Origin of the sequence: Streptomyces sp. AC558_RSS880, from assembly GCF_019049255.1 — a bacterium.
Taxonomy (GTDB): Bacteria; Actinomycetota; Actinomycetes; order Streptomycetales; family Streptomycetaceae; genus Streptomyces.
Genome location: NZ_JAGMUJ010000027.1, coordinates 23,876 through 43,768, shown reverse-complemented (window position 1 = coordinate 43,768; position 19,893 = coordinate 23,876). Strand labels below are relative to the sequence as shown.

Here is a 19,893-nt window from a genome sequence, read left to right as displayed (position 1 = left end):
GGCGTCGGCGGCTGTTTGAAGGGCCTTCACCCTTGTCGGGGTGGGGGCCCTTTGCCGTGCGGCGCGGTGGGGGCGTGACGGGAGTTCTTCTCGCCCCCGCCGCCCCTACCCGTCCCGTCCCGTCCTCAAGGGGCTTCGCCCCTTTGACCCCAAGGGGACGCGCGGTCGGGTGCGGGTCCGTTGGGGCTGAGCGCGCCCGCGCGGCGGAGCCGCATGTCGATACGGCCCCGCGCCCCTTTCAGGGGCGCTTCTAGACCACCTGGTGGAGCCAGCGGACCGGGGCGCCTTCTCCCGCGTATCTGAAGGGTTCCAGTTCGTCGTCCCAGGGCTTGCCGAGGAGTTTGGCGATGTCCGACTCCAGGTCGGTCTCGCCGGTCCGGGAGCGGACCAGGGCGGCGCGGAGGCGGTCCTCGGGGATGAGGATGTCGCCGTGGATGCCGGTGACGGCGTGGAAGATACCCAGGTCGGGGGTGCAGCTGTAGCGCTCGCCCTCGGCGGTGGGGCAGGGCTCGGAGGTGACCTCGAAGCGCAGCATCTGCCAGCCGCGCAGCGCGGAGGCGAGTTTGGAGGCGGTGCCGGCCTGGCCCTGCCAGGAGAACTCCGAGCGCCAGGTGCCGGGGGCGGCGGGCTGGCGGATCCAGTCCAGGCTGACGCGCGTGCCGAGCACCCCGGCGACGGCCCACTCGACGTGCGGGCACAGCGCGCGCGGCGCGGAGTGCACGTACAGAACTCCACGAGTCGTCACCGGAACCTCCGGGCTGAGCGGGTCGTCTTGGAACGGACGGAACGGGCGCGGCCCGGGCGGACCACGTTGATGGCGAGGCTACCGTGCGACGGCGCAAGGAGTGTGACGTACCGTCGGTCCCGGTGCCGGGAAACGTGCGTCATTCACCCGGCAGGACGCCTGTACGGGTGGGGGCGGGAACCCCCGTGCGTTGTCATGGGTGGGGGACGGACGGACCACGACCCGCGGGGAGGCGACGGATGGAGCAGTCGACACGGAGGCGCGGGCGCCCTTCACGGGCCGTGCTCGCCGTGGTGACGGCCGCCGCGCTGGGCGTGGCCGGCTGCGATGCCGTCGGCGGTGACTCCCCCGCCCCGTCGGGCACGGGGGCGCAGAAGGGGCGGCCGTCCCCGAAGCCCACGCCCGTGTGGGACACCAGCCCGGAGTCGGTCGCCGCCGTGGGGGACTCCATCACGCGCGGCTTCGACGCGTGCGGGGTGCTGGCGGACTGCCCCGAGGTGTCGTGGGCGACGGGCGACAGCGAGGAGGTCGACAGCCTCGCCGTACGGCTGCTGGGGCGGGCGGGGGCGGCCGGGCGGAGCTGGAACTACTCGGTGACCGGGGCCCGGATGGCGGATCTGCCGGGGCAGATGGCGCGGGCGGTGCGGCGGAGCCCGGAGCTGGTGGCGGTGATGGCCGGGGCGAACGACGCCTGCCGGGAGACGACGTCGGCGATGACGCCGGTGGCGGACTTCCGCGCCGACTTCCGGGAAGCCATGCGCACGCTGCGCGAGGCGCTGCCCAAGGCGCAGGTGTATGTGGCGAGTGTGCCGAACCTGAAGCGGCTCTGGTCGCAGGGGCGGACCAATCCGCTGGGCAAGCAGGTGTGGAAACTGGGCATCTGCCCGTCGATGCTGGGCGACGCGGACGCCCTGGACGCGGCGGCGACACTGCGGCGCGAGACGGTGCAGAACCGGGTGGAGGACTACAACGAGGTGCTGGAGGAGGTCTGTGCGGAGGACCGCCGCTGCCGCTTCGACGGCGGCGCGGTGTACGAGTACCGTTTCGGCACCGACCAGTTGAGCCACTGGGACTGGTTCCACCCCAGTGTCGACGGGCAGGCCGAGCTGGCCGAGATCGCGTACCGGACGGTCACGGCGAAGCAGCCGTGACTTATTGTTTCGCACATGAACGAACTCTTCGGCACACTTTCCGACGGCACGCCGGTGCACCGTTGGACCCTGGAGCGGGCGGGCGTACGGGTACGGATCCTGTCCTACGGCGGGATCGTGCAGGACGTCGAGGTGCCGGACCGGGACGGGCGGACCGGGAACGTGGTGCTGGGGTTCTCCGACCTGGACGGCTACCTCCGGCACCCGGAACCGTTCCTGGGCGCCCTGATCGGCCGGTACGCCAACCGGATCGCCGGCGCCCGCTTCTCCCTGGAGGGGCGGGAGCACACCCTCGCCGCGAACAACGGGCCGAACTCGCTGCACGGCGGTGAGCGGGGCTTCGACAAGCGGGTGTGGGACGTCAGCCCGGTCGAGCACGGGCTGCGTCTCTCCCTGGTCAGTGCGGACGGCGAGGAGGGCTTCCCGGGCCGTCTGGAGGTCTCGGTGACGTACACGCTGGACGAGCGGGGCGCGCTGGGGATCGCGTACGAGGCGGTGACGGACGCGCCGACGCATGTGAACCTGACGAACCACTCGTACTGGAACCTGGCCGGCTCGGGCAGCGCGGCCGGGCACGAGCTGCGGCTCGCGGCCTCCCGCTACACCCCGTCGGACGCGGACCTGATCCCGAGCGGTGAGCTCGCCGACGTCTCCGGCACCCGCTTCGACTTCCGTGAGGCGCGGAAGGCGGGCACCGGGTACGACGACAACTTCGCGCTCGACAAGGGGGTGACGGCGACTGCCGAGGAGGTCGCCGAGCTGTACGACCCGGCGTCGGGACGGGTGCTGACGGTGGCGACCACCGAGCCCGGGATGCAGCTGTACACCGCGGACCACATCGGGGAGCCCTTCACCCCCGGTGACGGCATCGCGCTGGAGACCCAGCACTTCCCCGACTCCCCGAACCGTCCGGAGTTCCCGAGCACGGTGCTGAAGCCGGGCGAGGTGTTCCGGTCCGAGACGGTGTACGGCTTCGGCGTGCGGTAGCCGGAGCGGCGCGGGCCGCTGCGCACATGAGCCCCGGTCCGGGGTCAGGGTCCCGGGCCGGGGCTGCTCATGTGGGTGCTTCCCGGATCAGACGTTAATCGCTGCGGTGACATAACGGTCCTCGATCAGCATGCCCGCTTGAATTCCGTACGAAGCCTTCACATATGACCGCGATGCGGTGGGCCGGGGCGCCGCTGGTGCGGGCCGGGGGGCGTACGGCCCGGCCGCGTACGGGGTGCCCCGCGTTGATGTGGACCGGGGGTGGGGTTGCGCAGCCCGGCGCTTGCAGGGTGCCGTCGCGCCCACCCGTGCCGCCCCAGCGGCACGACTGCCCGCGGGAGCGGGGGCGGGAGCGGGAGCGGGGGCGGCAGGCGACTGCCCGTGGCGTGGAGCGCGTCGGGCGCGCGATACTGCGGCCTCCGGCATCCCCGTACCCCACGACGACGGAAGGCCCAACCCTCTTGAGATCCGTACGTGTTCGCATCGGTGTCCTCGGTCTGGCCCTGCTGACCGGTCTCGCCGCCCCCATGACCACCGCGACCGCCGCCGACACGACCGCGGCCCCCACCGTCGAGGAACGCCGCCTCGACGGGGCCGTCCCGCAGGAGATACTCCGCCGCTCCGGATTCGCCGACGCGGCGCCGGACTTCGCCCGCGCGCTCGACCGCGCGCACTCCTACGCCCAGGCCCGCCGCGCCGTCGTACGCGAGGGGACGGAGCTGTGGCGCAGGGCCGTCGACCGGGCGCAGGGGCGCGGACCGGCGGGCGGTGACCTCAGCCGGGACGACGACCGGCCGCTGTACTGGGCACGGCTCGGGATGACCCGGGAACTGCGCGCCTGGGAACCCGGGTTCCGGCTGGGCGAGGGGCAACGGGCGCGGCTGCTCGACGAGCTGGAGCGGACCTCGCGCGGACAGACCGCGATCGGCTATCCGCGCGGCAAGGGCATGAAGCGCATCCTGGTGACCGGTTTCGACCCGTTCACCCTGGACCGGGACATCCGCATCTCCAACCCGTCCGGTGCCGTCGCGCTCGCCCTCGACGGCACGGTGATCGAGACCGCGGACGGTCCGGCGCGCGTCGAGACGGCCGTGTTCCCGGTCCGCTGGCGGGACTTCGCGGAGGGGACGGTGGAGCGGGCGCTGCGGCCGCAGCTGCCGAGGGTCGACCTGTTCACGACCGTCAGCCAGGGCCGGGTGGGCCGCTTCGACGTCGAGCGGACCAACGGGGCGTGGCGGGGCGGCTTCGGGGACAACGAGAACATCGGCCGCACGGAGACGATCCCGGTCACCGACCCGGCCTCGCAGCCGCAGTGGACGTCCACGACACTGCCGTACGCGGAGATCGTCGCCGCGGACACGGGGCGGTTCCCGGTGTACGACAACACGAGCGTGACGGAGATCCCGGCGGGAGGCACCGAGCCCGTCGTACGGCCGCAGGGGCCGACGCCCGGCTCGACGGCGCGGGCCGGGGGCGGCGGCGACTACCTCTCCAACGAGATCGCCTACCGGGCGACGCTGCTGCGGGACCGGCTCGGGCTGCACGAGGAGCTGCCGGGCGGGCATGTGCACACGCCCGTGCTGCAGTTCGGCGCCGGGAACACCACCGAGGTCACCGATCCCGAGTTCGTACGGAACCGGCTGGACATCATCGAGCAGGTGCGGTCGATCGTGACCGTGGCGGTCAGTGCGACGGAGCGAACGCGAGGCTGACGCCGAGACCGGCCAGGACGGACCCGATCACCTTGTTGAGGACCTTCTGGCCGCGCAGCATCAGGGTGCGCATCCGGTCGTGGGAGAAGAACACCGCGACGACGCCGAACCACAGCAGGTGGGCCAGCGACATGAACAGGCCGTAGCCCACCTGCTGGAGGACCGGCGTGCCGGGGCTGACGACCTGCGCGAAGGTCGAGACGACGAAGAGGGTCGTCTTCGGGTTGAGGACGTTGGTCAGGAAACCGGTGCGCAGCGCCGCGAACGGGGTCAGCTCCGTCTTGTTCTCCAGGTCGACGGTGACCTCGCCGCGGGTGCGGAAGGTGCGGACGCCGATGTACACGAGGTAGGCCGCGCCGACCAGCTTGATGACCGTGAACAGGAAGGTCGAGGAGGCGATCAGCAGTCCGACGCCGAGCATCGTGTAGGTGACGTGCACCAGGACGCCGGCGGCGACCCCGAGCGCGCCGAGCAGTCCGGTGCGGCGGCCGTGGAGGTAGCTGTTGCGCACCACCATGGCGAAGTCGGCGCCCGGGGCGATCACGGCCAGGACGGTGATGACGGCGACGGCGAGCACCTCGGTCATGACCGGGCGCCCTCCTCCTCGGACTCCTCGGCTCCGTCCCCGGCGGTCTCCTCACCGAGCAGGTCGCGCGCCATGAGGGTGGCGCCGGCGACCGCGCCGGGCATCAGGAACACGGCGACGAACGGGACGAGGAAGGCCACCGCCAGGGGTGTGCCGAAGCCCCACACCAGGGTCTTGCGGGACCGCAGCAGGCCGAGCCGCTCGCGCACTTCGACCCCGCGCCGCTGGAGCGCGACGGCGGTGAGTTCCTCGGTGAGGAAGAAGCCGGTGACGAAGAACCCGATCACCGGTACGACGGTCTGTCCGAGCACCGGGACGAACCCGAGCGCGAACAGCAGTACGGCCCAGACCAGGGCGCGTACGACGATGCGGAGGCTGTCGCATGCGGAGATCCACAGCTCCCGCAGCAGGGACAGTCCGGACTCGGGTGCGGTGCCGTCGGGTGAGACGTCGCGGTCGACCTGCTCGGAGAGGTTCTCGTAGAACGGCTGCCCGATGAGCAGGGTCACCGCGGTGAAGGTGAGCACGGACAGCAGCAGGCCGAGCGCGAACAGCACGACGGTGAGGAAGCCGCGGAACAGCCCGGCCCAGGGGCTGGACCAGTCGTCGGCGAACGGCGTCGCCCAGGTGACGAAGTCCTCCCCCCACAGCGCCAGGGCGACGAGCGCCGCCACGTACAGCACGAGGGTGATCAGCCCCGGCAGCAGCCCGAACCCGAACTGCTTGCCGTGCCGGGCCACCCACCGCTGGCCCTTCAGGAGATACCGGAAACCCGCCCCAAGATCGCGCATGGGGGAGACTGTATCGGGGGCGGGCGGACCGTCTTGCCCCGCATCGGTCGAGGGGGCGGTACATGACCACCATGGAGTTCCGGCTCGTACGCACGGGCCCCGAGTACAGAGCGCCGCACCTGCGGAAGACGCACGTCTGGACCGGGACACTGCCCGGTTGCGGAGGGGTCGAGTTGGCGTACCCCCAGGACGCGAATTCCTTGGTGCACAAGCTGACCGCCCGGGTAGCGGGCGAATCGACACCGGCGTTGGCCTTCCACGGCATGGGCTTCCGTGGCGCCCCACGTATGGCATTGATGAAGCTCGAAGCAGACGGCCACAAGGCCAGGCTGCGCCGACGCCATCTGGCCGTCACCGAGCAGGGCCGCGCCCTGCACATCGAGCTCTCCGGACGCTCCTACTGTTACCGGGTGCTGGGCGGCAGGCTCCGGCACGAGCTGCGGCGCGAGGGGGCCGTCGTCACGATGACGCGCTCGGAGTGGCGGCATCCGCAGAGCCTCTCCGGTGTCACACAGGGGGAGGCCGACGCGCTGGACCTCGGGCTCGCGATCCTGCTGGAGGGCGTCTACACGCGCAACCTCTCCTTCAGCGGCGCGCTCCTCTCGTGGCCCGGGCGTTTTCTGCGCCGGATGAGTTTCCTCGGGTACTTCATGGGCGACTGACTCCCGCCCGGTACGGGCAAGGGCCGCACCCCACGTCCAAGGGTGCGGCCCTCGTCGTGCGCAACGACCGTGGGCGGCACGGCGTCACGGTCGGATCAGAGCTTGACGATCATCTTTCCGGTGTTGTCGCCGCGCAGGACGCCGAGGAACGCCTCCAGGTTGTTCTCGATGCCCTCGACGACCGTCTCGCGGTACTTCAGCTCGCCCGAGCGGACCCAGGGGCCGACCTCCTGGACGAACTGCGGCTGGAGGTCGTAGTGGTCGCCGACGAGGAATCCCTCGATGCGGCCGCGGGTCTGGATCAGCCGGGCGAGGTTGCGGGGACCGGGGGCGGGCTCGGTGTTGTTGTAGACGGAGATCATCCCGCAGACGGCGATCCGGCCGTCCCGGTTGAGCCTGCCGATGGCCGCCTCCAGGTGGTCGCCGCCGACGTTGTCGAAGTAGACGTCGATCCCGTCCGGGGCGGCGTCGCGCAGCTGCTCGCCCACGGGGCCGCTCTTGTAGTTGAAGGCGGCGTCGAAGCCGTACTCCTCGACGAGCAGCTTCACCTTCTCGTCGGAACCGGCCGAGCCGATCACCCGTGAGGCGCCCTTGAGCTTCGCGAGCTGCCCGACCTGGCTGCCGACGGCGCCCGCCGCGCCGGACACGAAGACGGAGTCGCCTTCCTTGAAGGCGGCGGTGCGCAGCAGGCCGGCGTAGGCGGTGAGGCCGGTCATGCCCAGCACGCCCAGGTACGCCGAGAGGGGTGCCGCCTCCGGGTCCACCTTGACGGCGTTCTTCGCGTCCACGACGGCGTACTCGCGCCAGCCGAAGAAGTGCAGGACGTGGTCGCCGACGGCGATCCCCTCGGCGTCCGACGCGACGACCTCGCCGACGGCGCCGCCCTGCATGGCCTTGCCCAGCTCGTACGGGGCGACGTAGGACTTGGCCGCCGACATCCTGCCGCGCATGTACGGGTCGACGGAGAGGTACTTGTTCCGTACGAGCACCTGTCCCTCGGCGGGGGCGGGGACCTCCGTCTCGACGAGGGCGAAGTCCTCGGGCTTCGGCCAGCCGACGGGCCGGCTCAGCAGATGCCACTCGCGGCCGGTGGTGGGGGGTGTGGAGGCGGTCATGGCCTGGCACCTTTCCTCGGAATAGTTCACTACCTGAAACAACCATGCGACTGAATATTTCAGGTTGTCAAGCAACCGGGTACCCTGGAGGGCATGGCCACACCCCACGCCGCCTCGCGCCGCCCCGACGCCCTCACCCTGGAGGTCGTCGAGCTCATCGGTTCGGTGGTGGCCCGCTACCACGAGGAGTACGAGGAAGCCGCCGCCGGTCACGCCCTCACGGGTGCCCAGGCGAAGCTGTTGAGTCTGCTGTCCCTGGAGCCGCTGCCGATGCGGAAGCTGGCGCAGCGGCTGAAGTGCGAGCCGTCGAACGTCACGGGCATCGTCGACCGGCTGGAGTCCCGGGGTCTGGTGGAGCGCCGGCCGGATCCGGCGGACCGGCGCGTGAAGCTGGCGGCGGCGACGGCCGAGGGGCGGCGGGTGGCGCGGAGCCTGCGGGAGTCGCTGCGGTTCGCGCGCGAGCCGCTGGCGGGGCTCTCGGAGACGGAGCGGGTGGCGCTGCGGGACGCCCTACGAAGGATGCTGGACGCGGACTGAGGGGGCGCGGACGCCCGGCACAGAGGGGGCGCGGAAGCCCGGCACCGGGAGCGTGCGGACACCCGGCGCAGAGGGGGCGCGGACGCCCGGTCGGCTCAGGTGCACCACCACAGGAACCGGTCGCACGTCTCCGTGGGCTCCGGTTCCGGTTCGGGCTCCTTCGTGGGCGGGTCCGACTCGGGGGTCTCCGGTTCCGCCGGGGCCTCCGGGGCCTCCGGCTGCGGCGTCGCCACCGCGGAGTCGTCGGTCGTGGGCGTCTCCACGGGGGCCGACGAGGCGTCCTGCCCGGTCTCGTCGTCCGCCTTCTCCGACTCCTCGTCCTTCGGGGACTCGGAGGCCGACGGAGAGCCGGACGCCCCCGGACCGGGGGACTCCGCGGACGTGCCCGCGGCCGGGGCACCGCTCGGGGACTTCGTCGGCCCGAGCTCCGTCCCACCGCCGTCGGTGGTCTCCTCCCCGGCCGCCGCAGGCTTCGGCGACGACCCGGGCGCGTCCAGTCCGAGTTCCGCGAGGCTCAGCCCGCCCGCCGCGAGGACGAAGCCCGCCGCGATCAGCAGCGTGCGGTTGCGCCGGCGCCGGTGCGCCGCGGCCTTGCGGTCCCGGCGGCTTTGCCCCGCCGCAGGACCCTCGTCCGGTTCCGGCTCCGGTTCCGGTTCCGGCCCTCGGCGCCGGGTCGCCCGGCGCCCGCGCGGCTCGTCGTCCCGCGCGTCCTCGTCGTCGTACTCCCCGGAGGTCTCCCCGGCTCGGGCCGCCCCGTACGCCTCGCCCTCGTGCCCCGCGGGCGCGGCGGGCTCCTGCCGCTGGGCGCGGAGCGTCTCGGCGGGCATGCCGCAGCCGGGGCAGGCCAGGGCGCCGTTGAGGTGCCGTCGGCACGGGTGACAAAAGTCCATGACGCGGGAAGGTTAGGTTCCGTTCGGGTCCGCTTCATAGGCCCTGCTGTGAAGGTTTGGTGCGGACCTTTGCTCAATGGTTTCGAAACTGCCGAAACCGTTATGCGCGCGACCCATTGACACCCCCGCCGCCTCGTCCTTACTGTCACGCCAGCATTTCGAACGTGTGCCGAAATATCGAACACGTCGAACTGCGGACACCGACGACAAGGTCCACCACCACAGCGAGGGGCTAACTGCCGTGCGCATCACCGGAATCAGCACACACGTGGTCGGGACGCCGTGGCGCAACCTGACGTACGTCCAGGTGCACACCGACGAGGGAATCACCGGAGTCGGCGAGACCCGGATGCTGGGCCACACCGACGCCCTCCTGGGTTACCTGAAGGAAGCCGAGGTCAACCACATTCTCGGCTCCGATCCGTTCGCTGTCGAGGACCTGGTCCGCCGGATGAAGTACGGCGACTACGGCCGCGCCGGCGAGATCGTGATGTCCGGTATCGCCGTCGTCGAGATGGCCTGCTGGGACATCAAGGGCAAGGCCCTCGGCGTGCCCGTCTGGCAGCTGCTGGGCGGCAAGGTCACCGACAAGGTCAAGGCGTACGCCAACGGCTGGTACACCACCGAGCGCACCCCCGAGGCGTACCACAAGGCCGCGCAGGCCGTGATGGAGCGCGGCTACCGGGCGCTGAAGATCGACCCGTTCGGCACCGGGCACTTCGAACTCGACCACGAGCAGAGCCTGTACGCGGTCTCCCTGATCGAGGCGGTCCGTGACGCCATCGGCCCCGACGCCGAGCTGATGCTGGAGATGCACGGCCGCTTCTCCCCCGCCACCGCCGTCCGCCTCGCCAAGGAGCTCGCGCCGTTCAAGCCGGCCTGGCTGGAGGAGCCGGTTCCGCCGGAGAACCTCAAGGCGCTGGAGAAGGTCGCCGCGAAGGTCGACATGCCCCTCGCCACCGGTGAGCGCATCCACGACCGCATCGAGTTCCGCGAGCTGTTCGAGAGCCAGGCCGTGGACATCCTGCAGCCGGACGTCGGTCACATCGGCGGCATCTGGGAGACGCGCAAGCTCGCCGCGACCGCCGAGACCCACTACATGCTGGTCGCCCCGCACAACGTCGGCGGCCCCGTGCTGACCGCCGCGTCCCTCCAGGTCGGCTTCACCTCCCCGAACTTCAAGATCCTGGAGCACTTCAACGACTTCGCGGACTCGGAGATCAAGAAGGTCGTCAAGGGCGCGCCCCAGGTGAACCCGGAGGACGGCTGCTTCCACCTCTCCGACGCCCCCGGCCTCGGTGTGGAGCTGGACGTCGACGCGGCGGCCGAGTTCCCGCAGCAGCAGGCCCGGTTCGACCTGTGGGCCGAGGGCTGGGAGCAGCGCAAGCCCAAGGGCACCAAGTGACCGCCGGCCACTCGGGAGGGGCGCGATGAGCACCCAGGTCGTCATCGAGGGCCCCGGCGAGCACCGTCTGGTCCCGCACGAGCCGCGCGAGCCCGGGGCCGGCGAGGCCCTGGTCCGGGTCCACGCCTCGGGCATCTGCGGCAGTGACCGCGAGGTGTACCAGGGCAACCGGCCCGAGGGGTACGTGCGTTACCCGCTCACGCCGGGCCACGAGTGGTCCGGGACGGTGGAGCGGGTGGGCGCGGGGGTGCCGGAAGCGCTGGTCGGCCGCAAGGTGGTCGGCGAGGGCTTCCGCAACTGCCAGGTCTGCGACCGCTGCCACGCCGGTGAGACGACGCTGTGCTCGGCGGGCTACGAGGAGACCGGCTTCACCCGGCCGGGCGCCATGGCCGCCACGCTGACCCTCCCGGCCCGGCTGCTGCACGTCCTCCCCGACGACGCCGACCTGAGCGCCGCCGCGCTGCTCGAGCCGGCCGCCTGCATCGCCGCCGCCGCGCTGAAGGCGAACGCCGTGCCCGGTGAGCGGGTGGCGGTGGTCGGCACCGGCACGCTCGGGATGTTCGCCGTGCAGTTCCTGCGCGCGGGCTCCCCTTCCGAGCTGCTGGTGGTGGGCTCCCGGGGCGACCGTGAGGCGCTGTCCCGGCAGTACGGGGCCACCGACTTCCGCACCAAGGACCGGACGCTCCCGGACGACTTCGACGTGGTGATCGAGACCGCCGGGTCCGCGGACGCGGCCCGTACGGCGGCCTCGCTGCTGCGGCGCGGCGGGCGGCTGGTCCTCACCGGCATCCCGGCGCCGGGCGCCGACGGGCTCGACCCCACGGACCTGGTCGTACGGCAGCTGGAGGTGCACACCGTCTTCGGCGCGCCGCCGGACGCCTGGGCGCACACCGTGCGGGTGTTCGCCGCCGGGCTGCTCGATCCGCTGCCGCTGGTGAGCCATGAGCTGCCGCTCGCCGAGTTCCCGCAGGCCATCGAGCTGGTGGGGTCCGGCGATCCGAAGGTGGGCAAGGTCCTGCTGCGTCCCTAGTCCGTACGCCGGTACGAGGGCGACCTGACGGCCCCCGTACCGGCGTACACCCAGCCCTTTCCCGCCCGACTCGTACCCCGAGCCGCGAACTTCGTCCGATATACCGAACCAAAGGACACCCTGTGACCGACGCTTCCGCCACGGCTCCCCGCAGGCCCGGTGAGGAGACCCTCACCGCGCTCGGCCTGAGCGCGCCCGCCCTCGACCCCGCCGACGCCTCGCCGCACACCTTCCCCGGCGGCGGCCGCTGGCGCACCGAGATCCCCTCGTGCGAGGGCCCCGAGGCGCTGGCCGTGGTCCTGAAGGAGGCCTCGCGCCTCGATGTGCCGATCCACCGGATCAGCCAGGGCAGCGGCGTCTGGATGCTGACCGACGCCGAGATCACCGAGATGGTCGAGGCCACCGCGGAGCGCGACATCGAGCTCTGCCTGTTCACCGGCCCGCGCGGCACCTGGGACATCGGCGGCTCCACCCGTACCGACTCGGGCGGCGCCGGACTGCGCGCCCGGGGCCACGACGCGGTCGCCGGCTGTGTCGAGGACGCCGTGCGCGCCACGGAGCTGGGCGTCAAGTGCCTGCTCGTCGCCGACGAGGGCGTGCTGTGGACGCTGCACCGGGCGCGGGCGGCCGGGCTGCTGCCCGCCGACACCACGCTGAAGCTCTCGGCGCTCGTCGGGCCGGTCAACCCGGCCTCGTTCGCGGTCTACGAGCGGCTCGGCGCCGACTCGATCAACGTCCCCAGCGATCTGACGCTCGATCATCTCACCGAGATACGGCGGGTTTCGGCCACGCCGATGGACATGTACATCGAGGCCCCCGACGACCTCGGCGGCTATGTGCGGATGTACGAGGTCGCCGAACTCATCCGGCGCGGCGCCCCGCTGTACCTGAAGTTCGGTCTGTCCAAGGCGCCCGGGATCTACCCGTACGGGCACCACCTGCGGGAGCTGACCCTGGCGACCGCGAAGGAGCGCGTACGGCGCGGCCGGCTGGCCCTGGACCTGCTGGCCCGGCACGGCGCGGACGGTGACATGGCGCCGCTCGGTTCGCGGCTTCCGGGCGACCTGAGCCGGTTCGAAATTTCGTCATAACGTTCCGGAAACTCAGCTTCACACAAGCGGACACAGCCGCGCACAATCGCACACACCTCTTTCTCGGTCTCCTGGTTCCACCCCTGGAAGCGCCTCGCTCGTCCGGACCGACCCCGCACCCACATCAAGGATGATGATCATGCGTAATCGCAGAGCCGCACTCGCCGCCGTCGCCTCGGCCGCCTCCCTCGCCCTCACCCTGACCGCCTGCGGCCAGAACAGCGAGGGCGGCAGCGAGGAGGACAAGGGCGGCTCCGAGGGAGCCACCGTCGGCATCGCGATGCCGACGAAGTCCTCCGAGCGCTGGATCGCCGATGGCGCCAACGTCGAGAAGGAGCTGAAGGCCAAGGGGTTCAAGACCAAGCTGGTCTTCGGCGAGGACGACCCGGACCAGCAGGTCTCCCAGATCGAGAACATGATCACGCAGGGTGTGGACGCCCTGATCGTGGCGGCGATCGACAACAAGTCCCTCGGCAACGTCCTGCAGCAGGCCAAGGACGCCGACATCCCGGTCGTCTCCTACGACCGGCTGATCCTCGGCACCGAGAACGTCGACTACTACGCCTCCTTCGACAACGAGAAGGTCGGCGAGCTGCAGGGCGGCTACATCGTCGACAAGCTGGGGCTGAAGGCCGGCAAGAAGGGCCCCTTCAACATCGAGCTGTTCGCCGGCTCCAACGACGACAACAACACCAGGTACTTCTTCCAGGGCGCGATGAACGTCCTGAAGCCGTACATGGACAAGGGCCAGCTGGTCGTCCGCTCCAAGCAGACCGACCTCAACCAGGTCACCACCCTGCGCTGGGACGGCGGCACCGCGCAGAAGCGCATGGACGACCTGCTCACCTCCAGCTACCGCAGCGCCCGGGTCGACGCGGTGCTCTCGCCCTACGACGGCATCTCCATCGGCATCCTGTCCGCCCTGAAGTCGGACGGCTACGGCTCCGGCAGCAAGGCCATGCCCGTCGTCACCGGCCAGGACGCCGAGGTCGCCTCGCTGAAGTCGATCATCTCGGGCCAGCAGACCCAGACCGTCTTCAAGGACCTGCGCGAGCTCGCCAAGGTCGCCGCGAACATGGTCGACGCGGTCCTCAACGACAAGAAGCCCGAGGTCAACGACACCAAGTCGTACGACAACGGTTCCAAGGTCGTCCCCGCCTACCTGCTGCAGCCGGTCAGCGTCGACAAGTCCAACTACAAGCAGGTCCTGGTCGACGGCGGCTACTACACCGAGGACCAGCTCAAGTAACCGGGCCCCTTCAAGGATTGGAAGGCACGACCATGGCGGGACCCGTCCTGGAAATGCGCTCGATTGTCAAGACCTTTCCCGGCGTCAAGGCGCTGTCGGACGTCACCCTGACCGTCCGGAAGGGCGAGGTCCACGCCATCTGCGGCGAGAACGGCGCCGGCAAGTCGACTCTCATGAAGGTCCTCTCCGGCGTCCACCCGCACGGCAGTTACGAGGGGGACATCCTCTTCGAGGGGCAGCCCTGCGAGTTCAAGGACATCAGGGCCAGCGAGCAGCGCGGCATCGTCATCATCCACCAGGAACTGGCGCTGTCGCCGTTCCTCTCCCTCGCGGAGAACATCTTCCTCGGCAATGAGCACGCCACGCGCGGGTTCATCAACTGGAACGCCACCCTCAAGCACGCCACCGAACTGCTGCGCCGGGTCGGCCTGTCCGACCACCCGGACACCCGCGTCGCCGACATCGGCGTGGGCAAGCAGCAGCTGGTGGAGATCGCGAAGGCGCTTTCCAAGAAGGTGAAGCTGCTCATCCTGGATGAGCCGACCGCGGCCCTCAACGACGAGGACAGCGACAAACTCCTCGACCTGATCCTGGAGTTGAAGGAACAGGGCATCACCTCGATCATCATCTCCCACAAGCTCAACGAGATCCGCAAGGTCGCCGACTCGGTGACGATCCTGCGGGACGGGCGGACCATCGAGACGCTCGACGTGAAGGCCGAGGAGACCAGCGAGGACCGGATCATCTCCGGCATGGTCGGCCGCGACCTGGAGCACCGCTTCCCGGAGCGCACCCCGCACCAGCCGGAGGAGGGCGCCGCCCCGGCCCTGGAGGTCCGCAACTGGACCGTGCACCACCCGATCGACCAGCAGCGCAAGGTCGTCGACGACGTGTCCCTCGAGGTCCGGCGCGGCGAGATCGTCGGGATCGCCGGGCTGATGGGCGCCGGCCGCACCGAGCTCGCGATGAGCATCTTCGGCCGCACGTACGGCCGGCACGCCGGCGGCACGGTCCTCAAGGACGGCAAGGAGATCCACACGAAGACCGTCCCCGAGGCGGTCGGACACGGCATCGCGTACGTCACCGAGGACCGCAAGCACTACGGCCTGAACCTCATCGACACCATCAACCGCAACATCTCGCTCAGCGCCCTGAAGAAGGTCGCCCGGCGCGGTGTGGTGGACGAGCACGAGGAGCGGCAGGTCGCCGAGGGCTTCCGCACGTCCATGAACATCAAGGCCCCGACGGTGTTCGAGCCGGTGGGCAAGCTGTCCGGCGGCAACCAGCAGAAGGTCGTGCTCAGCAAGTGGATCTTCGCCGGTCCCGATGTGCTGATCCTCGACGAGCCGACGCGCGGCATCGACGTCGGCGCCAAGTACGAGATCTACACGGTCATCGACCAGTTGGCCGCCCAGGGCAAGGCGGTCGTCTTCATCTCCTCCGAGCTGCCCGAACTGCTCGGCATGTGCGACCGCATCTACACGATGGCCGCGGGGCGGCTGACCGGTGAGTTCTCGCGGGCCGAGGCCTCCCAGGAATCGCTGATGCGTCAGATGACGAAGGACAAAGAGGTATCCCGATGAGCAGCACGGAAGTCACCGACAAGACGCCGGCGGCCGCGCCGCCGGGCAAGGACGGGGCGGGCAGCGGTGACGGCCTGCTCCAGCTGATGCTGGACGGTATGCGCCGCAACATGCGGCAGTACGGCATGCTGATCGCGCTCGGCCTGATCGTGGCGCTGTTCGCGGTGTGGACCGACGGCGACCTGCTGCTGCCGCGCAACGTCTCCAACCTGGTGCTGCAGAACAGCTACATCCTGATCCTCGCGATCGGCATGATGCTGGTCATCATCGCGGGCCACATCGACCTGTCGGTCGGCTCACTGACGGCGTTCGTCGGCTCGATGGCCGCCGTGTTCATGGTCAAGAACGACATGCCCTGGCCCGTCGCGGTGATCCTCTGTCTGGCCGTGGGCGCCCTCGCGGGCGCGATACAGGGCTGGTTCATCGCCTACGGCGGCATACCGTCCTTCATCGTGACCCTCGCGGGCATGCTGACCTTCCGCGGTCTCACCGAGATCTTCCTGGAGGGCCAGACCCTCGGCCCGTTCCCCAAGGGTCTGCAGACGGTCGCCAACGGCTTCATGCCCGAGGTCGGCCCGGAGACCAACTACCACAATCTCACCCTGCTCCTCGGCATCGGACTGATCGCCCTCGTGGTCCTCCAGGAGGTCCGCGACCGCCGCCGCCAGAAGGAGTTCGACCTCGAGGTCCTCCCCGCCAAGCTGTTCCTGCTGAAGCTCGTCGCGCTCGGTGCCGCCATCCTCGTCGTGACGATGCTGCTGGCCAGCTACAAGGGCGCCCCGATCGTGCTGCTGATCCTCGGCGCGCTGCTCGTCGGCTTCGGCTATGTGATGCGCAACGCCGTCATCGGCCGCCACATCTACGCCATCGGCGGCAACCTGCCCGCGGCCAAGCTGTCGGGTGTGCGGGACAAGAAGGTCACCTTCCTGGTCTTCCTGAACATGGGCATGCTCGCGGCCCTGGCGGGTCTGGTCTTCGCCGCCCGCTTCAACGCGGCCTCTCCCAAGGCCGGCCTCAACTTCGAGCTGGAGGCCATCGCCGCCTCGTTCATCGGCGGCGCGTCGATGAGCGGCGGTGTCGGAACGGTCCTCGGCGCGATCATCGGCGGCCTGGTCCTGGGCGTGCTGAACAACGGTATGAACCTCGTCGGCATCGGCACCGACTGGCAGCAGGTCATCAAGGGCCTGGTGCTGCTGGCCGCGGTCGGCTTCGACGTGTGGAACAAGCGCAAGTCCGGTTCGTAAGTCAGCTCGGGCCCCGCCGGAAGGCGGGGCCCCTTCCCTCTCGGGAGCCGCACGGATGGAACTGAACAGACGCACGGTCATCGCAGGAGCCGCGGCGGCCGGTGTCGCCGCCACCACCGCCCTCGGCGGGACGGCGCACGCCTCGTCGGGCAGGGGCAAACCGGTGAAGTCGCTCTTCGGCAGGCTCGCCGACGGCACCAAGGTGCACAGCTGGTCGCTGGAGAACGGCGGCACCCGGATGAAGGTCCTCTCCTACGGCGGCATCGTCCAGTCCCTGGAGATCCCCGACCGCCGCGGTCGCTACACCAACGTCTCCCTCGGCTTCGACACCCTCGAGGAGTACGTCGCCTCCAGCCCCTACTTCGGCGCCCTGATCGGCCGCTACGGCAACCGCATCGACAAGGGCCGCTTCACCCTCGACGGCACCGCGTACCAGCTCTCCGTCAACGACGGCGAGAACAGCCTGCACGGCGGCTCCCAGGGCTTCGACAAGCGGGTCTGGGACGTCGAGCCGTTCACCCGGGGCTCCGACGTCGGCCTGTACCTGTACCACACGAGCGTCGACGGCGAGATGGGCTACCCGGGCACGCTGCGTACGAAGGTCACGTACACCCTCACCCGGAACGGCGACTGGCGCGTCGACTACGAGGCCACCACCGACAAGGCCACCGTCGTCAACCTCACCAGCCACGTCTACTGGAACCTCGCCGGCGAGGGCAGCGGCTCCATCTACGACCACGAGCTGTCCATCGCCGCCTCCCGCTACACGCCGGTCGACTCGGGGCTGATCCCCACGGGCGAACTGGCGCGGGTCGCGGCCACCCCCTTCGACTTCCGCCGGGCCAAGCCGATCGGCCGGGACATCCGCACCGCCCACCAGCAGGTGCTGTACGGGCAGGGCTTCGACCACAACTGGGTGCTCGACAAGGGCATCACCAGCCGTCCCGAGCAGGTCGCGCTGCTGCGTGATCCGTCCTCCGGCCGCACGCTGAGGATCGCGACGAACGAGCCGGGCCTGCAGTTCTACTCCGGCAACTTCCTCGACGGCACCCTCGTGGGCACCGGCGGCCGGGTCTACCGGCAGGGCGACGGACTGTGCCTGGAGACCCAGCACTTCCCGGACTCGCCGAACCAGCCGTCGTTCCCGTCGACCGTGCTGCGGCCGGGGCAGACGTACCGGACGACGACGGTCCACTCGTTCGGGGCATGAGCCCCGGGGAATCGCCGCCGTCACATTTTCCTCACATGAGCTGAACGGCGGCGCGCCCCGCTCCGTACTCCTGGGTGGCCCGTGCTCCCCCGCGCGGGCCACCCAGGCATGACGGGCCCGGCCCCCTCCCCGACGGGCCCGCCGCACACGGAGGTTCCATGGCCGACAACGTCACCTCGTTGTTCCGCAGCACCGCGGCGCACAGCCCGTCGATGGCGGCGCTGACACGGGAGAGCGACGGGGCCGGCCCGGTGGACTTCTGCATCCCCTGCAACCCGTACTTCCCCACCCCCGCCATGTTCGAGGACATGGCGGGCCGGTTGCGCGACATCATCACGTACTACCCGAGCAGCGCCGACACCATCACGGCCGAGCTGTGCAGCCTGCTCCGACTGCCGCCGCAGTGCGTGGCGATGGGCAACGGCTCCACGGAGCTGATCACCTGGATCGACCACCTCCTGGTCCGTGAGTCCCTCGCCGTCCCCGTCCCCACCTTCGGCCGCTGGACCGACCAGCCCATGGAGACCGGCAAACGGGTCGACATGTTCCCGCTCCAGGAGGCCGGCGGCTTCGCCCTCGACCTCGCGCAGTACGCGGAGTTCATACGGGCCAGGGGCACCCGGGTGGCGGTGATCTGCAACCCGAACAACCCCGACGGCGGCTTCCTGCACAAACACGCGATCGTGCAGTTCATGGACGCCATGGCCGACCTGGACCTGGTGGTGATCGACGAGTCCTTCCTGGAGTTCGCCGACGCGGAGAACGAACCGAGCGTGGTGCAGGAGGCGATGCTGCGCCCCAACGTCATCGTGCTGCGCAGCCTCGGCAAGAACTTCGGCCTGCACGGCATCCGCTTCGGTTACCTGGTCGCCAACCCGGCGCTCGCGGGGCGGGTCCGTTCCATGCTCCCCAAGTGGAACCTCAACTCCTTCGCCGAGCACGTGGTGTTCATGCTGAAGGAGCACGGCGCCGAGTACGCCCAGAGCCTGCACCAGGTCCGCCGCGACCGGATGGACATGTCCGGCCAGCTCTCCTCGCTGCCCGGACTGACGGTCTACCCGTCCCAGGGCAACTTCCTCTTCGTGCGCCTCCCCGTGGGCGCCGAAGGCACCGTGGTCCGGGACCGGATGCTCACCGAGCACCGGATCCTGGTCCGCGAGTGCGGCAACAAGATCGGCTCGTCCAGCCGCTTCCTGCGTCTCGTGGTACGCCCCCAGGTGGATGTGCGCCGCCTGGTGTCCGGCCTGGAACAGGTGCTCTACGGGACGTCCAGGAAGGGAGCCGCCGCGCCCGGGCAGGCCACGGGGACCGGCTACAGCTCGGGCACGGCGGCCGTGGACCGCCTGGTGAGCCAGACCAACGGGTCGGGCACGCGGGGGCTCGCCGCCCAGGCCGTCGGTGCCGGCGCTCCGGGGCTCGCCGCCGCTCCGACCACCGGCACCGGCATGCCGCTCCCCGCCGCCGCGCCCGCCCCCGCGGCGGGCGCGGGCGGCGGGATGCCGGTGCCGGCCGCGGCTTCGGTGGTGGTGGGGGTGCCTCAGCCGGTTGCTCAGCCGGTTGCTCAGCCGGTTGCTCAGCCCGTGCCGCAGTTCGTGCCCCAGCCCATGCCCCAGCCCGTGCCCCAGCAGGTTCCGGAGCCGGTCCCGCAGCCCGCGCAGCCGCTCGCGCCCGTGGCGCAGACGGCTCAGGCGCCGATGCCCGCCGCGGCGGCGTACCCGGCACCGGCGCAGGTGCCGCCGCCCGCCGGTCTCACCCCGCCCGGTGTCCCCGCCCGCGGTGGCCTGACGGCCGCCCAGGTCAGGGGCACCGACGGCCTCTCCGCGGCCCCGGCGACGGGCTGGCCGGGACCGCAGACCGCCTGGCCCGACGCGGCGGGGATGGGCCAGGCGGGCTGAGCCTCCGCGG

General features: G+C 70.7%; 18 protein-coding genes. 13 read left to right on the top strand and 5 right to left on the bottom strand.

Translation table 11 applies throughout. The annotated features are described in order from the left end of the window. Positions 1–250: 250 nt before the first annotated feature. A complete protein-coding gene (locus KUM38_RS09975) occupies positions 251–745 on the bottom strand; it encodes a DUF3145 domain-containing protein (RefSeq protein WP_217128946.1) in 495 nt (164 codons plus the stop codon). 239 nt (positions 746–984) lie between these two features. Between KUM38_RS09975 and KUM38_RS09970 the strand changes: the two genes are divergently transcribed. The 3 genes from KUM38_RS09970 to KUM38_RS09960 all read left to right on the top strand — a co-directional run bounded on the left by KUM38_RS09970 (position 985) and on the right by KUM38_RS09960 (position 4,595). After that, positions 985–1,896, top strand: coding sequence for an SGNH/GDSL hydrolase family protein (locus KUM38_RS09970; RefSeq protein WP_217128945.1), 912 nt, complete (start codon positions 985–987; stop codon positions 1,894–1,896). A gap of 15 nt (positions 1,897–1,911) precedes the next feature. Further along, positions 1,912–2,883 (top strand): aldose epimerase family protein, encoded by a 972-nt coding sequence (locus tag KUM38_RS09965; RefSeq protein ID WP_217128944.1) that lies wholly within the window; start codon positions 1,912–1,914, stop codon positions 2,881–2,883. 461 nt (positions 2,884–3,344) lie between these two features. Continuing rightward, positions 3,345–4,595, top strand: coding sequence for a pyroglutamyl peptidase (locus KUM38_RS09960; protein WP_217128943.1), 1,251 nt, complete (start codon positions 3,345–3,347; stop codon positions 4,593–4,595). Here KUM38_RS09960 and KUM38_RS09955 read toward each other — a convergent pair. Together KUM38_RS09955 and KUM38_RS09950 are read right to left on the bottom strand one after the other, a co-directional pair. Then, positions 4,567–5,181, bottom strand: a complete 615-nt coding sequence (locus tag KUM38_RS09955) for a LysE family translocator (protein ID WP_217128942.1) — start codon at positions 5,179–5,181, stop codon at positions 4,567–4,569. The genes KUM38_RS09960 and KUM38_RS09955 overlap by 29 nt on opposite strands. After that, positions 5,178–5,972, bottom strand: a complete 795-nt coding sequence (locus KUM38_RS09950; protein ID WP_217128941.1) for an EI24 domain-containing protein — start codon at positions 5,970–5,972, stop codon at positions 5,178–5,180. The genes KUM38_RS09955 and KUM38_RS09950 overlap by 4 nt, the downstream gene beginning before the upstream one ends. 62 nt (positions 5,973–6,034) lie before the next feature. Between KUM38_RS09950 and KUM38_RS09945 the strand changes: the two genes are divergently transcribed. Next, positions 6,035–6,634 (top strand): hypothetical protein, encoded by a 600-nt coding sequence (locus KUM38_RS09945; protein WP_217128940.1) that lies wholly within the window; start codon positions 6,035–6,037, stop codon positions 6,632–6,634. Positions 6,635–6,729: 95 nt separating this feature from the next. Here the strand turns inward: KUM38_RS09945 and KUM38_RS09940 are convergent, their stop codons facing one another. Continuing rightward, entirely contained in the window at positions 6,730–7,749 is a 1,020-nt protein-coding gene (locus tag KUM38_RS09940) for an NADP-dependent oxidoreductase (RefSeq protein ID WP_217128939.1), read from the bottom strand. A gap of 93 nt (positions 7,750–7,842) precedes the next feature. Between KUM38_RS09940 and KUM38_RS09935 the strand changes: the two genes are divergently transcribed. After that, positions 7,843–8,286 (top strand): MarR family winged helix-turn-helix transcriptional regulator, encoded by a 444-nt coding sequence (locus KUM38_RS09935; protein WP_217128938.1) that lies wholly within the window; start codon positions 7,843–7,845, stop codon positions 8,284–8,286. A gap of 95 nt (positions 8,287–8,381) precedes the next feature. Here KUM38_RS09935 and KUM38_RS09930 read toward each other — a convergent pair whose 3' ends face one another. After that, positions 8,382–9,176: a hypothetical protein gene (locus KUM38_RS09930; RefSeq protein WP_217128937.1), complete on the bottom strand. Its 795-nt coding sequence runs from the start codon at positions 9,174–9,176 to the stop codon at positions 8,382–8,384. A 241-nt stretch (positions 9,177–9,417) separates the two neighbouring features. On the opposite strand from KUM38_RS09930, the gene KUM38_RS09925 reads away from it, so the two are divergent. The 8 genes from KUM38_RS09925 to KUM38_RS09890 all read left to right on the top strand — a co-directional run bounded on the left by KUM38_RS09925 (position 9,418) and on the right by KUM38_RS09890 (position 19,883). After that, a complete protein-coding gene (locus tag KUM38_RS09925; RefSeq protein ID WP_217128936.1) occupies positions 9,418–10,581 on the top strand; it encodes a mandelate racemase/muconate lactonizing enzyme family protein in 1,164 nt (387 codons plus the stop codon). Positions 10,582–10,606: 25 nt separating this feature from the next. Continuing rightward, positions 10,607–11,611 (top strand): zinc-binding dehydrogenase, encoded by a 1,005-nt coding sequence (locus tag KUM38_RS09920; protein ID WP_217128935.1) that lies wholly within the window; start codon positions 10,607–10,609, stop codon positions 11,609–11,611. Positions 11,612–11,733: 122 nt separating this feature from the next. Beyond that, positions 11,734–12,702 carry a hypothetical protein gene (locus KUM38_RS09915; protein WP_217128934.1) on the top strand — a complete coding sequence of 323 codons (969 nt, stop codon included), beginning with the start codon at positions 11,734–11,736 and terminating at the stop codon, positions 12,700–12,702. A gap of 139 nt (positions 12,703–12,841) precedes the next feature. Next, positions 12,842–13,951, top strand: coding sequence for a multiple monosaccharide ABC transporter substrate-binding protein (gene chvE / locus KUM38_RS09910; protein ID WP_217128933.1), 1,110 nt, complete (start codon positions 12,842–12,844; stop codon positions 13,949–13,951). Between the two features lie 32 nt (positions 13,952–13,983). After that, positions 13,984–15,534, top strand: a complete 1,551-nt coding sequence (gene mmsA / locus KUM38_RS09905) for a multiple monosaccharide ABC transporter ATP-binding protein (RefSeq protein WP_217128932.1) — start codon at positions 13,984–13,986, stop codon at positions 15,532–15,534. Continuing rightward, a complete protein-coding gene (gene mmsB / locus KUM38_RS09900) occupies positions 15,531–16,778 on the top strand; it encodes a multiple monosaccharide ABC transporter permease (protein WP_217128931.1) in 1,248 nt (415 codons plus the stop codon). Before mmsA ends, mmsB begins: the two co-directional genes overlap by 4 nt. Before the next feature lie 55 nt (positions 16,779–16,833). Continuing rightward, the gene (locus KUM38_RS09895) at positions 16,834–17,988 is read left to right on the top strand and encodes an aldose epimerase family protein (protein WP_217128930.1); all 1,155 of its coding nucleotides are present in this window, start codon (positions 16,834–16,836) and stop codon (positions 17,986–17,988) included. A 158-nt stretch (positions 17,989–18,146) separates the two neighbouring features. Next, positions 18,147–19,883, top strand: coding sequence for a histidinol-phosphate transaminase (locus tag KUM38_RS09890; protein ID WP_217128929.1), 1,737 nt, complete (start codon positions 18,147–18,149; stop codon positions 19,881–19,883). The last annotated feature ends 10 nt before the right edge of the window (positions 19,884–19,893 follow it).

Excerpts from the sequence above, each read along its gene's own strand:
- KUM38_RS09970 (WP_217128945.1), top strand. The coding sequence starts at position 985 with ATGGAGCAGTCGACACGGAGGCGCGGGCGCCCTTCACGGGCCGTGCTC.
- KUM38_RS09965 (WP_217128944.1), top strand. The coding sequence starts at position 1,912 with ATGAACGAACTCTTCGGCACACTTTCCGACGGCACGCCGGTGCACCGT.
- KUM38_RS09955 (WP_217128942.1), bottom strand. The coding sequence starts at position 5,181 with ATGACCGAGGTGCTCGCCGTCGCCGTCATCACCGTCCTGGCCGTGATC.
- KUM38_RS09950 (WP_217128941.1), bottom strand. The coding sequence starts at position 5,972 with ATGCGCGATCTTGGGGCGGGTTTCCGGTATCTCCTGAAGGGCCAGCGG.
- KUM38_RS09945 (WP_217128940.1), top strand. The coding sequence starts at position 6,035 with ATGACCACCATGGAGTTCCGGCTCGTACGCACGGGCCCCGAGTACAGA.
- KUM38_RS09940 (WP_217128939.1), bottom strand. The coding sequence starts at position 7,749 with ATGACCGCCTCCACACCCCCCACCACCGGCCGCGAGTGGCATCTGCTG.
- KUM38_RS09935 (WP_217128938.1), top strand. The coding sequence starts at position 7,843 with ATGGCCACACCCCACGCCGCCTCGCGCCGCCCCGACGCCCTCACCCTG.
- KUM38_RS09930 (WP_217128937.1), bottom strand. The coding sequence starts at position 9,176 with ATGGACTTTTGTCACCCGTGCCGACGGCACCTCAACGGCGCCCTGGCC.
- KUM38_RS09920 (WP_217128935.1), top strand. The coding sequence starts at position 10,607 with ATGAGCACCCAGGTCGTCATCGAGGGCCCCGGCGAGCACCGTCTGGTC.
- chvE (WP_217128933.1), top strand. The coding sequence starts at position 12,842 with ATGCGTAATCGCAGAGCCGCACTCGCCGCCGTCGCCTCGGCCGCCTCC.
- mmsA (WP_217128932.1), top strand. The coding sequence starts at position 13,984 with ATGGCGGGACCCGTCCTGGAAATGCGCTCGATTGTCAAGACCTTTCCC.
- mmsB (WP_217128931.1), top strand. The coding sequence starts at position 15,531 with ATGAGCAGCACGGAAGTCACCGACAAGACGCCGGCGGCCGCGCCGCCG.
- KUM38_RS09895 (WP_217128930.1), top strand. The coding sequence starts at position 16,834 with ATGGAACTGAACAGACGCACGGTCATCGCAGGAGCCGCGGCGGCCGGT.
- KUM38_RS09890 (WP_217128929.1), top strand. The coding sequence starts at position 18,147 with ATGGCCGACAACGTCACCTCGTTGTTCCGCAGCACCGCGGCGCACAGC.